The sequence below is a fragment of the Saccharopolyspora taberi genome, from assembly GCF_039534165.1.
Lineage (GTDB): Bacteria > Actinomycetota > Actinomycetes > Mycobacteriales > Pseudonocardiaceae > Saccharopolyspora_D > Saccharopolyspora_D taberi.
On the sequence record NZ_BAAAUX010000016.1, the window covers coordinates 493,390 to 506,751 of the forward strand.

The window sequence follows — 13,362 nt, forward strand, 5'->3', positions numbered from 1 at the left end:
CCGGATGAACGACTGCGGGCGGTGCTCGGGATTCCCCGGGCGCCGCCCGCAACAGGCTGGAGAGCAGTCGTGAAGATCGAGTTGTCGACGCAGGCCTTCCACGAGGTGTGGAAGCACTTCAACCTCGGTGCCAAGCCGATCGTGCTCAACGTGCTGTCCGAGGGCGTTCTGGAGTCCGAGCGCCGCGCGGCCGAGCAGCGTGCTTGGGACGAGCTCCGCCGGATCGGGTTCGGGGACCGCGACCGCGAGGACGACATCCACGGCCTGTTCCTGCCGTTGCAGCGGTACGAGCGGGCCTTCGACATCACCTTCCGCCAGCAGGTCGGCGACGAGCAGCGCCAGGTCACCGGCATGGTCGCCAACGTCCGCTCGCACGCGACGCTGGCGGTCCGGACCGACACGTCCGTGCAGCTGCAGGCGCTGCCCGCCGAGGCGATGGTGCGGGCGCTGCTGAGCGTGCTGCCCGACGCCAAGGCCGGACCCGGCCGGGCGGTGTCGGTCGCCAGCTCCACCCTGGCCGCGGTGGCCAGGGCCGCGGGCAGCTCCGACCGCGCGATGGCCGACGGCCTCGGCCAGTCCGGCGTGCGCCGCGAGGACGCCCGGGCGCTGGTGGAGATGGCAGGCGGCAAGCGGACCGCGTGGGCGCAGATCGGCGTGTCCGTCATGGACGGCCACGGCAAGCGGACGCGGGGCCCGATGGTCACCAACTGCTTCGCCAACGCCAAGGGCTGGTACCTGCTGGAGGAGAGCACCCGCAGCGGCGAGCCGTGGACCACTGTGGCTCCCATCGACAAGGCCCGCATCGGCCCGCGGGTGGAGAACCTGCTCAAGGTCATCCCGCGCGACTAGCGGTCCGGTGGCGGTTCCGGCCGGGACCGCCACCCGACGCCGTCCGAAGATCAGCCGCCTTCCTCCGACTGGCGGTCGGAGACCGTCCGCGAACCTGATCTAGTGGATCGCGATGACCGCCGCCGCATCCCGCCGCAGGACCCGACTCCGGTGGTGGGTGAGCATCGCCGCGGTCGTTCTCCTCGGGATCTCCGTGCTTGTGGCCGTCAACCGGCCGCGGCCCCAGGAGCGGCCGAACATCGTCGTGGTCATGACCGACGACCAGACCGTCGAGCAGATGCAGGCCCTGCCCGCCGTTGCCGACCTGGCCCGCGAAGGCGCCGTCTCCGGCACGAACCTCGCCGCCTACCCGCTCTGCTGCCCCTCGCGCGCCACCTACCTCACCGGGCAGTACCCGCACAACCACGGCGTCCAGGGCAACCACGAGCCGGTCGGCGGCTACTACCGGCTCGACGGCTCCCGCACGCTGCCGGTGTGGCTGCGCGACGCCGGCTACCACACCGCCCACATCGGCAAGTACCTCAACGAGTACGGCACCAGGCAGCCCACGGAAGTCCCGCCGGGATGGACCGAGTGGTACGGGGCGGTGGACCCTTCGACCTACCGGTACTTCGACTACCGGCTCAACGAGAACGGGCGAACGGTGCATTACGGGAACCGCCCGGAGGAGTACCAGAGCGACGTCTACACGCGGAAAGCCGTCGATTTCGTGCACCGCCGCGGGACGTCGGAGCAGCCGTTCTTCCTGTCGCTGGCCTACCTCGCGCCGCACTCCGGATTCCCGAGCCGGGGCCGCTGCGCGGACTCCGCGCACCCCGCGCCGCGGCACGCCGGTGACTTCCGGGACGCCGTCCTGCCCAGGCCCCCGTCCTTCGACGAACCCGACGTGTCCGACAAGCCGCAGTCGGTGGCCGGCCTGCCCCGCCTCGGTCCGGAGGCCGTCGAGCGGATCACCCGCGACTACCAGTGCCGCCGGGAGTCGCTGCTGGCCGTCGACGAGGGAGTGCGGGAGCTGGTCGGGGCGCTGCGCGAGACCGGCGAGCTCGACCGGACGCTGATCGTCTTCACCTCCGACAACGGCTTCTTCCAGGGCGAGCACCGGGTGCCCAAGAGCAAGTTCAAGCCGTACGAGAGCTCGGTGCGCGTCCCGCTGGTGCTGCGCGGCCCGGGCGTTCCGCCGGGCACCCGGATCGAGGGCCTGACCGCCAACGTCGATCTCGCCCCGACCCTGCTCGACGCGGCCGGGGCCGAGCCGGGCCACGTCGTCGACGGGCGGTCGTTGCTGCCGGTGCTGGCCGGGCGCGAGCGGCTGGACCACCGGGCCGTGCTGCTGGAGAACGGCCCCGACGACGGCAGGCGGAATCCGCAGTACGACGCCGTTCGGACCGACAGGTACGTCTACGTGGAGTACGCCACCGGGGAGCGCGAGCTCTACGACCTGCGGCTCGACCCGCACCAGCTGCGATCCGCCCACGCCGACCCCGCGCACGCGCCCGTGCGGGACGCGCTCGCCGGTGCCCTCGCCGCGCTGCGCGACTGCTCCGGAGCGAGCTGCCGGGTGGATGCCGCGGTGCCTTAGGGCGACTTCCGGAACGCGTCCGGATCGAGGCGTTCGTCACGTCCGCGGATGCGGCGCCTTTCACCCCGATCTGACCTGCGATGACACCCCCAGCGTGGCTCAACTGCCCGGAAATCGGACACATCGGGACAGTTTTGGCCGAGATTGGTGCACTTCAGCGGCTTTGTTGGTAGTACTTGCAGCGGCCCCGTGCTCGCACGTGCCGTGTGCGAGCGGTCCTGGAGGGCCAGGCGGTGGTGTCCCCGGTGAACCTCGCTCACAAAAGTCGGACCCGCGTGGAACCCGGCAGGGCGGGCTCGGTACCGTCGCCGCACCGATCAAGAGAAACCCCACATCACGGAGGACATGGTGGCCCTTCCCCAGCTGACCGAGGAGCAGCGGGCAGCAGCTTTGGAAAAGGCGGCTGCCGCCCGTCGCGCCCGAGCTGAGCTCAAGGAGCGCCTCAAGCGAGGCGGAACCAGCCTGGCCCAGGTCCTGGAAGACGCCGACAACAACGAGGTCCTGGGCAAGATGAAGGTCTCTGCCCTTCTCGAGGCCCTGCCCGGTGTCGGCAAGGTGCGCGCTCAGCAGATCATGGAGCGGCTGGAGATCGCCAACAGCCGTCGGCTGCGCGGCCTGGGTGAGCGGCAGCGCAAGGCGCTGCTGGCCGAGTTCAGCGGCGAGTGATCGACGCAGAAACCGGCGTTGAGCCGGGGCCGTCCCACAAGGGCGAGCCCCGGCTCACCGTCGTTTCCGGCCCTTCCGGCGTCGGCAAGTCCAGCGTGCTCAACGAGCTCCGCGTGCAGGCGCCCGAGATCTACTTCAGCGTGTCGGCGACCACCCGGCCTCCGCGGCCGGGAGAGATCGACGGAGTGCACTACCACTTCATCGACGTCGCCGAGTTCGAGCGGATGGTCGCCGCCGGCGAGATGCTCGAACACGCCCGCTACGCGGGCAACCTCTACGGAACCCCGCGCAAGCCCGTCGAGGACGCGCTGGCCGCCGGTCGCGCGGCCGTGCTGGAGATCGAGCTCCAGGGCGCGCGGCAGGTGCGCCGGGCGATGCCCGGAGCGCAGCTGGTCATGCTGCTGCCACCGTCGTGGGAGGTGCTCGTCGACCGGCTGACCGGGCGCGGCACCGAGGACCCCGAGGTCGTGCGCAGGCGGCTGGAGACCGCGCGCGAGGAACTGGCCGCGGAGTCGGAGTTCGACGCGACCGTCGTCAACGCCGACGTGCAGTCCGCGACCAGGGAATTGATACGATTGGTAGTCGGTCGCGCGGGGTGAGGCCCACGCGCAGGCTAAGGTCACGCGCGGGGTAAGACGCACGCGCGGAGTGAGGCCCAGCATTGGCCTCCCCGTCCGCCACAAGCCCCGGTGCCGGTTTCGGCGCCGTTGATTCACGAGGAGCAGGAGCCACTCACGTGAGCACCCCCAACGCTCTGGCTGCGCTCAACAGCAGCCCGTCGCTGAACACGCCGGAGGGCATCACCAACCCTCCGATCGACGACCTGCTGGAGCAGGTCAGCTCGAAGTACGCCCTGGTGATCTACTCCGCCAAGCGCGCGCGGCAGATCAACGACTACTACGCGCAGCTCGGCGAGGGCCTGCTGGAGTACGTCGGCCCGCTGGTCGAGCCGGGCCCGCGGGAGAAGCCGCTGTCGATCGCGCTGCGCGAGATCCACGCCGGCGTGCTTGAGCACACCGAAGGCGAATGACCACCGCGCGCACCGGGGACCGCTCTCGGGTGGTCCTCGGTGTCAGCGGCGGTATCGCCGCGTACAAGGCCTGCGAGGTCCTGCGCAGGCTGACCGAGTCCGGGCACGAGGTCCGGGTGGTGCCGACCGAGGCGGCGCTGCGCTTCGTCGGCGCGGCGACCTTCGAGGCGCTGTCCGGTCAGCCGGTGCGGACCGGTGTGTTCGCCGATGTCGATCAGGTCCAGCACGTGCGGCTGGGGCAGGAGGCCGACCTGGTCGTGGTCGCCCCGGCGACCGCGGACCTGCTCGCCCGCGCCGCTCACGGCCAGGCCGACGACCTGCTGACCTCGACGCTGCTGACCGCCCGGTGCCCGGTGCTGATGGTGCCCGCGATGCACACCGAGATGTGGGAGCACCCGGCGACCCGCGACAACGTCGCCCTGCTGCGCAGCAGGGGAGTGGTCGTGGCCGAGCCGGACAGCGGACGTCTGACCGGAGCCGACACCGGCAAGGGCAGGCTGCCGGACCCGGCCGAGATCGTCGACCTGGCCCGCCTGCTGCTGACCGAGCCGAAGGCGCTGCCCTTCGACCTCGCGGGCCGTCGCGTGGTGATCTCCGCGGGCGGCACCCGCGAACCGCTGGACCCGGTGCGCTACCTGGGCAACCGCTCGTCCGGCCGCCAGGGCTACGCGCTGGCCCGGGTCGCGGCGCACCGCGGCGCGGACGTGACGCTGGTGTCGGCGCACACCGCCGACCTCGCCGTCCCCGCCGGGGTGCGGGTGGAGCGGGTCGGGACCGCCGAGGAGCTGCGGTCGGCGATGCTGGCCGCCGCCGACGGCGCGGATGCCGTCGTGATGGCCGCCGCGGTCGCCGACTTCCGCCCGGAGTCGCTGGTCCAGCACAAGATCAAGAAGTCCGACCGGGATCCCGAGCCGCTGAAGCTGACCCGCAACCCGGACATCCTCGCCGAGCTGGTCGAGGCCCGGCGGGCGGGCAGGCTGCGGGTGCCGGTGATCGTCGGGTTCGCCGCCGAGACGGGCGACCCGGACACCACGGTCCTGGACTACGGCCGCGCGAAGCTGGCCCGCAAGGGCTGCGACCTGCTGGTCGTCAACGCGGTCGGGGACGGCCAGGCGTTCGAGGTCGAGGACAACGCCGGGTGGCTGCTGGCCGCCGACGGCGCGGAACGCCCGATCCCGCACGGTGCCAAGTCCCTCCTGGCGTCCACGTTGTGGGACGCTGTGAGTCCGAGGTTGGAGCCGAAGTAGGCTTCGCCCAACCGCCGCACCCCCGGTTGCCACCGGGTGCGGCCCCATGTTTTCGACGACCTCAGGGAGTGTTGTGAGCCAGCAGTCTGACCTGCGCGGAGCCGGCCGCAGGTTGTTCACCAGCGAGTCCGTGACCGAGGGGCATCCGGACAAGATCTGCGATGCGATCAGCGACTCGATCCTGGACGCGCTGCTGGCGCAGGACCCGCGGTCGCGGGTCGCGGTCGAGACCATGGTGACCACCGGCCAGGTGCACGTGGCCGGTGAGGTGACCACCGACGCCTACGCCGACATTCCCGGGATCGTCCGGGACAAGATCCTGGAGATCGGCTACGACTCGTCGGCCAAGGGCTTCGACGGCAACTCCTGCGGCGTCAACATCGCCATCGGCGCGCAGTCGCCGGACATCGCGCAGGGCGTGGACACCGGTTACGAGGCCCGCGTCGACGGCGTCATCGACGAGATCGCCCAGCAGGGCGCGGGCGACCAGGGCCTGATGTTCGGCTACGCCTGCGACGACACCCCGGAGTTCATGCCGCTGCCGATCGCACTGGCCCACCGCCTCTCGCGGCGGCTGACCAGCGTGCGCAAGGAGGGCGTGCTGCCGTACCTGCGCCCGGACGGCAAGACCCAGGTGACCATCGAGTACGCCGGTGACCAGGCGGTCCGGCTGGACACCGTGGTGGTGTCGAGCCAGCACGCCGCGGACATCGACCTGGAGCGGATGCTCGGCGTCGACGTGCGCGAGCAGGTGGTGAACCCGGAGATCGAGAACCTCGACCTCGACACCTCCGACGTCCGGCTGCTGGTGAACCCGACGGGCCGGTTCGTCGTGGGCGGTCCGATGGGTGACGCTGGTCTGACCGGCCGGAAGATCATCGTCGACACCTACGGCGGCATGGCGCGGCACGGTGGTGGCGCGTTCTCGGGCAAGGATCCGTCGAAGGTGGACCGGTCGGCCGCGTACGCGACGCGCTGGGTCGCGAAGAACGCCGTGGCGGCGGGCCTGGCGAGCCGGATCGAGGTGCAGGTCGCGTACGCGATCGGCGCAGCTGCGCCGGTGGGCCTGTTCGTGGAGACCTTCGGGACCGAGAACGTCGACCCGGCACGCATCCAGTCGGCGATCAACGAGGTCTTCGACCTGCGTCCGGCCGCGATCATCCGCGACCTGGACCTGCTCCGGCCGATCTACGCGCCGACCGCGGCCTACGGGCACTTCGGCCGCCCGGACCTGGACCTGCCGTGGGAGCGGACGGACCGCGCCGAAGCACTGAAGTCCGCCGCGAACGCCTGAGATTTTTCTGGGACCGTTTTGCGTGTGGTGGGCTAAGCGGCTTCGCCGCTTGAAGATCAAAGTGCCCTGATCCCAATCCGCACCGAGGCCCTCGCCGTTTCCGGCGGGGGCCTCGTCGCGTCCGATCGGACTTACGCTGGGCCGGTGGACCTGCTCCTGGCGGAGCGCACCTTCGTTCCGTACGGACCGTCGCACTGGGCGCTGATGGCGTTGATCGTCGTGGGCTCGGTGGTGCTCGCGGTGGTCGGGCGCCGGTACCGCGACAGCGAGGGCGCGCGGTGGTTCGCGCGGGGTTTCGCCCTGGTGATGCTGGCGTTCCTGGTTCCGATGCTGGTCTACCGGCACCTGCCGTCGCAGTGGGACGTCGAGGTCTCGCTGCCGTTCCACCTGTGCGACCTGGCGTGGATGACCGCCGCCTTCGCGCTGTGGACCCGGAGCCAGTGGGCCTACGCGCTCACCTACTACTGGGGGCTCACGCTCACCCCGCAGGCGATGATCACGCCCGCGCTCGACGCCCCGGACTTTCCGCACATCGACTTCATCGACTTCTGGGCGCAGCACCTGGCCGTGGTGTGGGCGGCGGTGTTCCTGACGTGGGGGATCGGGATGCGGCCGGGCTGGCGGGACCTCTGGCGGTCGGCGGCGGTGACGGTCTGCTGGGGCGTGGTGATGCTGGTGTTCAACGAGTGGGCGGGCACCAACTACGGATTCCTCAACAGCAAACCGGAAAACCCCTCGCTGCTGGACCTGATGGGCGGCTGGCCGTGGTACCTGGGCGTCGAGCTCGTCGTCGGGCTGGCCGGCTGGGCGCTGGTGACCTGGCCGTGGACGGTCAGGGCATCGCGAAGCCCTGCTGCCGCCACGCCTCGTAGACCGCGATGGCCGCGGAGTTCGCGAGGTTGAGCGAGCGGTTGCCGGGCAGCATCGGGATGCGGACCGGCACGACGTAGTCGGCGCTGAGGATCTCGGACGGCAGCCCCACCGACTCCGGGCCGAACATCAGCACGTCGCCGGGCTGGTAAGCGACCGTCTCGTAGGAGCGCTCGGCCGCGGAGGTGAACGCGTAGACCCGCTGCGGGCGCAGGGCCGCCCACACGTCGTCGAGATCCGGGTGGACGTGCAGGGCGGCCCGGTCGTGGTAGTCCAGCCCCGCACGTCGGAGTTTCGCGTCGTCCACCGAGAACCCGAGCGGCTCGACCAGGTGCAGCGCGGTCCCCGAGCCCGCGGCCATGCGGATCGCGTTGCCGGTGTTTCCGGGGATCTCGGGGTGGTAGAAGACGACGTGGAACATCGGGCCCTTTCAACTGCGGTCTCGGGGTCGTGCGCGGTTGCCGCCGCGCACGAGCCTCCGCCGAATCGTAGTTACCCCGCGATCACACGAGACCGCCCGTGGCGGACACGGTCGCTCCGGTGATCCAGCCTGAGTCCGGCCCGGTCAGCACGGCCACGACGCCCGCGATGTCGGCGGGCAGCCCGAGCCTGCCGAGCGGGATCATCGCGGCCGTCGCGGTCAGCTGCTCCGCGGGCACGGCGGCGCGCAGCAGGTCGGTGTCGGTCGGCCCGGGGGCGACGGCGTTGACGGTGATGCCGCGCGGGCCGAGCTCCTTCGCCGCTACGCGGGTGAACTGCTCGACCGCCGCTTTGCTCGCGGCGTAGACGGCTTCGCCGGGAGTGGCGTAGGCGGTGCTCATGCTGGAGACGTTCACGATCCGGCCGCCCTCGCGCATCCGCCGGGCGGCGTGCTGGATCGCGAGGAACGTGCCCTTGGCGTTGACCGCCATGATCCGGTCGTAGTCGGTCTCGGCGACGTCTGTGATCGGCGCGTGGGACGGGACGCCCGCGTTGTTGACGAGGACGTCCAGGTGGTCGAAGTGCTCGTCGGCGGTGGTGAAGATCCGCTCGACCTGCGCGGGGTCGGCCAGGTCCGCCCGCACGGCGTGGACCCGGTCGCCGAGTCCGGCCCGCAACCGCTCGGCCGCGGTCCTGTCGGTGGCGTAGCTGAAGACCACGGTCGCCCCGTCGGCGGCGAGCCGTTCGACGACGGCCCGTCCGATGCCTCGGGAACCTCCGGTGACGATCGCGGTCTTTCCTGTCATTCGCTGCATGCTTCGACGTTGTCAGCCATTGCGGAAGACTCGCTTCCGCGATGGCGGGGACACTGGCGGCATGCTGGAAACCTCGGCCCGCCTGCTGCGGTTGCTCTCGCTGCTGCAAGCCCGCCGCGACTGGCCGGGCCCCGAGCTCGCGTCCCGCCTCGGCGTCTCGACCAGGACTGTCCGAGCCGATGTCGATCGCCTGCGCGGGCTCGGCTACCCGGTGCACGCCACGCCCGGAGCGGCAGGCGGCTATCGCCTGGGCGCGGGCGCCGTCCTGCCGCCGCTGCTGCTCGACGACGACGAGGCGGTCGCGGTCGCGATCGGCCTGCGCAGCGCGGCGGGCGGAACCGTGTCCGGCATCGAGGAGAGTTCGGCGCGGGCACTGGCGAAGCTGGACCAGGTCCTGCCGTCCAGGCTGCGGCACCGGATCGGCGCGCTCCAGACCCACGTCGAGCCGACAGCGGGCTCCGGGCCGACCGCCCCGGTGCTGTCCGCGCTGGCCGCGGCCTGCCGCGACCGCGAGCGGCTGCGCTTCGACTACCGGTCCCACGGCGAGGCGGCCAGCGTCCGGGACGTCGAGCCGCACCGGCTGATCCACTCCGGACGCCGCTGGTACCTGGTCGGCTGGGACGTCGAGCGCGACGGCTGGCGCACGTTCCGCGCCGACCGCATCTCGCCGCGCGTCCCGAACGGCCCGCGCTTCGCGCCGCGCGACCCGCCGGAGGGCGGTTTCGCGGCCCACCTGGCCAGGGGAGTCGCCGGAGTCCTGTGGAACTACCGCGCGAAGGTCCGCGTGCACGCGCCCGCGGCGGAGGTGACCGGCCGCGTGCCGGAGACCTGGCCGGTCACCTCCGCCGACGACCGCGGCTGCCTGCTCGACGCGGGCGCGGACACCCCGGCGCTGCTGGCGGTCTACCTCGCCGGGCTCGGCCTGGACTTCGACGTCATCGACGCACCCGAGCTGCGCGAGGCGCTTCGCGGCCTCGCCGCCCGCTGCGACCGGGCAGCCGCGTTCAGTACCGGTTGAACCGCGCGTCCGCGTTGAGCGCGGCGTCGATCACCTTCGCCGGGACCTTGCTGCCGGTCTGGCTGCGCGCGAGCTGCCCCGGGGTCGGCAGCGACTTCTTGTCCGGCCAGGACTCGGGCTTCCAGAGCGAGGAGCGGGCGAACGCCTTCCGGCAGTGCAGGAACAGCTCCCGCACGTGGATCCGCACCGCCAGGGTCGGCACCACGCCCTCCACGGCGAGCCGGGGAAGGTACGGGGCGTCGGCGACGATCTCGGCGGTGCCGTTGACCCGCAGCGTCTCGCCGACGCCGGGGACGATGAACAGCATCCCGACCTGCGGCTGCTGCAGGACGTTGCGCAGGCTGTCGAGCCGCCGGTTGCCCTTGCGGTCGCCGAAGGCGAGCGTGTGCTCGTCGAGCACCAGGACGCTGCCCGGCGGGTCACCGCGCGGGGAGACGTCGCAGGTGCCGTCCGCTGCGGTGGTGGCCAGCAGGAAGAACGGGCTGGCCGCGATGAACCGGCCGGATTCGGCGTCGATGTGGTCGATCGCCTTCTCGGCGATCGCCCGGTTCGGTTCGGAGACGAACTCCCGCAGTTCGGCTTCGGTCCGCAGCACCCTGGTCATGCCCGGTCTCCTTCGCGGTCGGCTGGTTAGGTCAGCCTAACTTGCGAAGGTGGTTGTTCGTCACACCTCGCGCGCCATCAGATCTTCCGCGCTCTCCCGGCGGATCCACAGCTCGGGTTCCCCGTCGCCGATGGCGATCACGGGCGGGCGGCGGACCGAGTTGTAGGTCGAGGCCATCGAGTGGTGGTAGGCCCCGGTGCACGGCACGACCAGCAGATCGCCCGCGGCGATGTCACCGGGCAGAACGGCGTCGCGCATCAGCACGTCGCCCGCTTCGCAATGCCGCCCCACCACAGTCGCGGGCGCTACCGGCGCGGAGCTCGCCCGCCCCAGCAGCCGCACCGCGTAGCGGGCGCCGTAGAGCGCCGGTCGGGGGTTGTCGGAGAATCCGCCGTCCACGGCGACGAAAGTGCGCACCCCGCGCTTGACCGTGATCACGCGGTAGACGGTCAGCCCGGCCCTGGCGGCGATCGCCCTGCCGGGCTCGACCACCAGCCGGGGCGCGGCCAGCCCGTGCTTCCGGCACTCCTGGGCCAGCACGTTCTTGACCCGGCAGCCGAACCCGCGCAGGTCGAAGTTCACGGCGTGGCCGCCGCCGAGATCGAGCTGCGGCAGCGTGACGCCGTGCCGGACGGCGATCTCGGCGAGGAACCCGGCCAGCGCGCGCACCGCCCGCTCGTAGACCTCGACGTCGGTGATCTGCGAACCGAGGTGGCAGTGCAGGCCGACGAGGTTGAGCAGCGGCTTGCTCCGCACCCGCCGCACCGCTTCGGCGGCCTGCCCGCTCGCGAGCGAGAACCCGAACTTCTGGTCTTCGACGCCGGTGGCGACCGCGCGGTGGGTGTGCCCGTCGATGCCCGGCGTGACCCGGATCAGCACGTCCTGCCGGCGAGTCGCCAGCGCGCCCAGCAGGTCGATCTCGTCGGGCGAGTCGAGCACGATCCGGCCGACCCCGGCGTCGAGCGCGGCCCGCAGCTCGTGGTCGGGTTTGGCGTTGCCGTGCAACATGATCCGGCCCGGCGGAAACCCGGCGGAGGTGGCCGTCGCGAGTTCCCCGGCGGAGCACACGTCGAGCGAGAGCCCCTCACCGGCGAGCAGCTTGGCCATCCGGCGGCACAGGAAAGCCTTGCCAGCGAAGGCGATTTCGGCGTCCGGGAGGGCGGCGCGGTACGCCCGGCAGCGGGCCCGCAGCGTCGCGGTGTCGACGACGTAGCCGGGGGTGTCGAAGCGCTCGGCGAGCCCGGTCAGCGACGTCCCGCCCACGGTGATGTCACCGCCGGGCAGGGCCTGGGCGCGGTCCGGCCAGCGGCCGGGGTCCAGGTGTTCCGGGAGGAAGTTGCGGAAGGTCGGGATCAGCTCGGCGAGGGTCACGGGAGGTCCTTCGAGTCGGGGCGGGACGTGTTCAGGACTACTCCGCGAGCGCGCCACCGCGATCGTTCCGAGCACGGCCCTGACGGTGGCCGCGGCGGTTCTGACGCGCCTTTGACGTTGTTGTGCGTTGCACTTCATCAACCGCATGGCCCTGACCCTGCTGTCGGCGGGAGTGGAGGATGCCGGGGTCGCCCGGGAGATGGAGGAACGTCCTGCCAGCACCGCGCTCGCGTTGCTGGAGGGTGAGCTCGGCGACATGCCCGCATGGGCGGGTTCGAGTCCGGTCGGTCTGGTGTTCGCGGCGCTGCGGACGGCCGGGCGCATGGGCGGCTGGCGGCGGGCGCGGTCGGAGCGGTCTGGTAGAGAAGGGGCATGGCAGGCGCGAAACCGGCGAAGGGGGGCAAGGCAGCGGCAGAGCGGACCGCCGCGGCCGAGCTGCCGGTGGCGCGGGTGCTGGTCGAGGTGCCGCTGCCCGCGCACCTGGACCGGCCGTTCGACTACCTGCTGCCCGACCGCCTGGACGCCGACGCCGTTCCGGGCTGCCGGGTGCGGGTGCGCTTCGGCGGCAAGCTGGTCGACGGGTTCCTGCTCGGGCGGCAGGCCACTTCGGACTTCAAGGGCACGCTGCAGTGGGTCGAGCGCGTGCACTCGCCGGAACCCGTGCTGTCCCCGGAGCTGCTGGAGCTGTCCCGGTCGGTGGCCGCCCGCTACGGCGGGATGCTCAGCGACGTGGTGCGGCTCGTGGTTCCGCCCCGGCAGGCCAAGGTCGAGAAGGAGGCCCCGTCCGAGCCGGCGCCGCCACCCCCGCGTCCGCGGGCCGAGGCGTGGTCCCGGTACCGGCTCGGGGAGTCCTTCCTGGACGCGGTGCACGCCGGCCGCGCGGCCCGCGCGGTGTGGCAGGCGCTGCCCGGTGAGGACTGGCCCGCGCGCCTCGCCGAGGCGGCGGCGACCGCCGCTGCCGCCGGACGCGGTGCGGTCATCGCGGTTCCCGACCACCGCGACGTCAAGCGGCTGCGGGCGGCCTGCGCGCACCTGGTCGGGGAGAGCGGGGTCGTGGCGCTGACCTCCGACCTCGGCCCGGCGGAGCGCTACCGGCGGTGGCTCGCGGTGCTGCGGGGCGCGGTCCGGGTGGTCGTCGGCACCCGCGCTGCGATGTTCGCGCCGGTGCGCGACCTCGGCCTGGCCGTGGTGTGGGACGACGGCGACGACCTGCACAGCTACCCGCAGGTGCCGTTCCCGCACGCGCGGGACGTGCTGACCCACCGCGCGCACGCGGCCGGGGCGTCGCTGGTCGTCGGCGGCTTCGCCCGCACCGCCGAGGCCGAGCTGCTGGTCGAGTCGGGCTGGGCGCACGAGGTCGTCGCGCACCGCGACCAGGTCCGCGCGTCCGCGCCCCGGGTGACCGCCATCGGCGAGGACGACACGCAGCTCGCCCGGGATCCCGCCGCCCGCGCGGCACGCCTCCCTTCGGTCGCCTTCGAAGCCGCCCGCGACGCGCTGCGCGCCGGGGCGCCGGTGCTGGTGCAGGTCCCGCGGCGCGGTTACGTCCCGGCGCTGGCCTGCGGCGACTGCCGGGAGAGCGCGCGGTGCCGGCGCTGC

The 13,362-nt window shown here is 72.3% G+C and carries 14 protein-coding genes; 10 read left to right on the forward strand and 4 right to left on the reverse strand.

All coding sequences use genetic code 11. The annotated features are described in order from the left end of the window. The first annotated feature begins 69 nt into the window (after positions 1 to 69). From ABD691_RS21170 to ABD691_RS21205, 8 genes are all read left to right on the forward strand, one after another. Entirely contained in the window at positions 70 to 849 is a 780-nt protein-coding gene (locus tag ABD691_RS21170; RefSeq protein ID WP_344682295.1) for an ESX secretion-associated protein EspG, read from the forward strand. 112 nt (positions 850 to 961) lie between these two features. Beyond that, a complete protein-coding gene (locus ABD691_RS21175; RefSeq protein ID WP_344682297.1) occupies positions 962 to 2,428 on the forward strand; it encodes a sulfatase family protein in 1,467 nt (488 codons plus the stop codon). A 348-nt stretch (positions 2,429 to 2,776) separates the two neighbouring features. Further along, a complete protein-coding gene (mihF, locus tag ABD691_RS21180) occupies positions 2,777 to 3,094 on the forward strand; it encodes an integration host factor, actinobacterial type (protein ID WP_344682361.1) in 318 nt (105 codons plus the stop codon). Further along, the gene (gmk, locus tag ABD691_RS21185; RefSeq protein ID WP_344682300.1) at positions 3,091 to 3,693 is read left to right on the forward strand and encodes a guanylate kinase; all 603 of its coding nucleotides are present in this window, start codon (positions 3,091 to 3,093) and stop codon (positions 3,691 to 3,693) included. The genes mihF and gmk overlap by 4 nt, the downstream gene beginning before the upstream one ends. Before the next feature lie 137 nt (positions 3,694 to 3,830). Further along, positions 3,831 to 4,124 carry a DNA-directed RNA polymerase subunit omega gene (gene rpoZ, locus ABD691_RS21190; RefSeq protein ID WP_344682303.1) on the forward strand — a complete coding sequence of 98 codons (294 nt, stop codon included), beginning with the start codon at positions 3,831 to 3,833 and terminating at the stop codon, positions 4,122 to 4,124. Further along, positions 4,121 to 5,371: a bifunctional phosphopantothenoylcysteine decarboxylase/phosphopantothenate--cysteine ligase CoaBC gene (gene coaBC, locus ABD691_RS21195; protein WP_344682305.1), complete on the forward strand. Its 1,251-nt coding sequence runs from the start codon at positions 4,121 to 4,123 to the stop codon at positions 5,369 to 5,371. The genes rpoZ and coaBC overlap by 4 nt, the downstream gene beginning before the upstream one ends. Before the next feature lie 112 nt (positions 5,372 to 5,483). Next, complete coding sequence (gene metK / locus ABD691_RS21200) at positions 5,484 to 6,665, forward strand: methionine adenosyltransferase (protein ID WP_425565135.1); 1,182 nt, start codon at positions 5,484 to 5,486, stop codon at positions 6,663 to 6,665. A gap of 144 nt (positions 6,666 to 6,809) precedes the next feature. Next, positions 6,810 to 7,568 (forward strand): YwaF family protein, encoded by a 759-nt coding sequence (locus ABD691_RS21205; RefSeq protein ID WP_344682307.1) that lies wholly within the window; start codon positions 6,810 to 6,812, stop codon positions 7,566 to 7,568. On the opposite strand, the gene ABD691_RS21210 is transcribed toward ABD691_RS21205, so the two are convergent. Continuing rightward, complete coding sequence (locus ABD691_RS21210) at positions 7,498 to 7,956, reverse strand: tRNA (cytidine(34)-2'-O)-methyltransferase (RefSeq protein ID WP_344682309.1); 459 nt, start codon at positions 7,954 to 7,956, stop codon at positions 7,498 to 7,500. The two genes, ABD691_RS21205 and ABD691_RS21210, sit on opposite strands and share 71 nt — an antisense overlap. 82 nt (positions 7,957 to 8,038) lie before the next feature. Then, on the reverse strand, positions 8,039 to 8,761 hold the full coding sequence (locus ABD691_RS21215; RefSeq protein WP_344682311.1) for an SDR family oxidoreductase: 723 nt from the start codon (positions 8,759 to 8,761) through the stop codon (positions 8,039 to 8,041). 70 nt (positions 8,762 to 8,831) lie between these two features. Between ABD691_RS21215 and ABD691_RS21220 the strand changes: the two genes are divergently transcribed. Continuing rightward, the gene (locus ABD691_RS21220; RefSeq protein WP_344682313.1) at positions 8,832 to 9,788 is read left to right on the forward strand and encodes a helix-turn-helix transcriptional regulator; all 957 of its coding nucleotides are present in this window, start codon (positions 8,832 to 8,834) and stop codon (positions 9,786 to 9,788) included. On the opposite strand, the gene ABD691_RS21225 is transcribed toward ABD691_RS21220, so the two are convergent. Continuing rightward, positions 9,775 to 10,392, reverse strand: coding sequence for an MSMEG_1061 family FMN-dependent PPOX-type flavoprotein (locus ABD691_RS21225; protein WP_344682314.1), 618 nt, complete (start codon positions 10,390 to 10,392; stop codon positions 9,775 to 9,777). The genes ABD691_RS21220 and ABD691_RS21225 overlap by 14 nt on opposite strands. A gap of 60 nt (positions 10,393 to 10,452) precedes the next feature. Next, complete coding sequence (lysA, locus tag ABD691_RS21230) at positions 10,453 to 11,763, reverse strand: diaminopimelate decarboxylase (RefSeq protein WP_344682316.1); 1,311 nt, start codon at positions 11,761 to 11,763, stop codon at positions 10,453 to 10,455. Between the two features lie 372 nt (positions 11,764 to 12,135). Between lysA and ABD691_RS21235 the strand changes: the two genes are divergently transcribed. Next, positions 12,136 to 13,362, forward strand: a 1,227-nt coding sequence (locus tag ABD691_RS21235) for a primosomal protein N' family DNA-binding protein (RefSeq protein WP_486374894.1), incomplete at its 3' end; no start/stop codon positions are given.

Excerpts from the sequence above, each read along its gene's own strand:
- ABD691_RS21175 (WP_344682297.1), top strand. The coding sequence starts at position 962 with ATGACCGCCGCCGCATCCCGCCGCAGGACCCGACTCCGGTGGTGGGTG.
- coaBC (WP_344682305.1), top strand. The coding sequence starts at position 4,121 with ATGACCACCGCGCGCACCGGGGACCGCTCTCGGGTGGTCCTCGGTGTC.
- ABD691_RS21210 (WP_344682309.1), bottom strand. The coding sequence starts at position 7,956 with ATGTTCCACGTCGTCTTCTACCACCCCGAGATCCCCGGAAACACCGGC.
- ABD691_RS21215 (WP_344682311.1), bottom strand. The coding sequence starts at position 8,761 with ATGACAGGAAAGACCGCGATCGTCACCGGAGGTTCCCGAGGCATCGGA.
- ABD691_RS21220 (WP_344682313.1), top strand. The coding sequence starts at position 8,832 with ATGCTGGAAACCTCGGCCCGCCTGCTGCGGTTGCTCTCGCTGCTGCAA.
- ABD691_RS21225 (WP_344682314.1), bottom strand. The coding sequence starts at position 10,392 with ATGACCAGGGTGCTGCGGACCGAAGCCGAACTGCGGGAGTTCGTCTCC.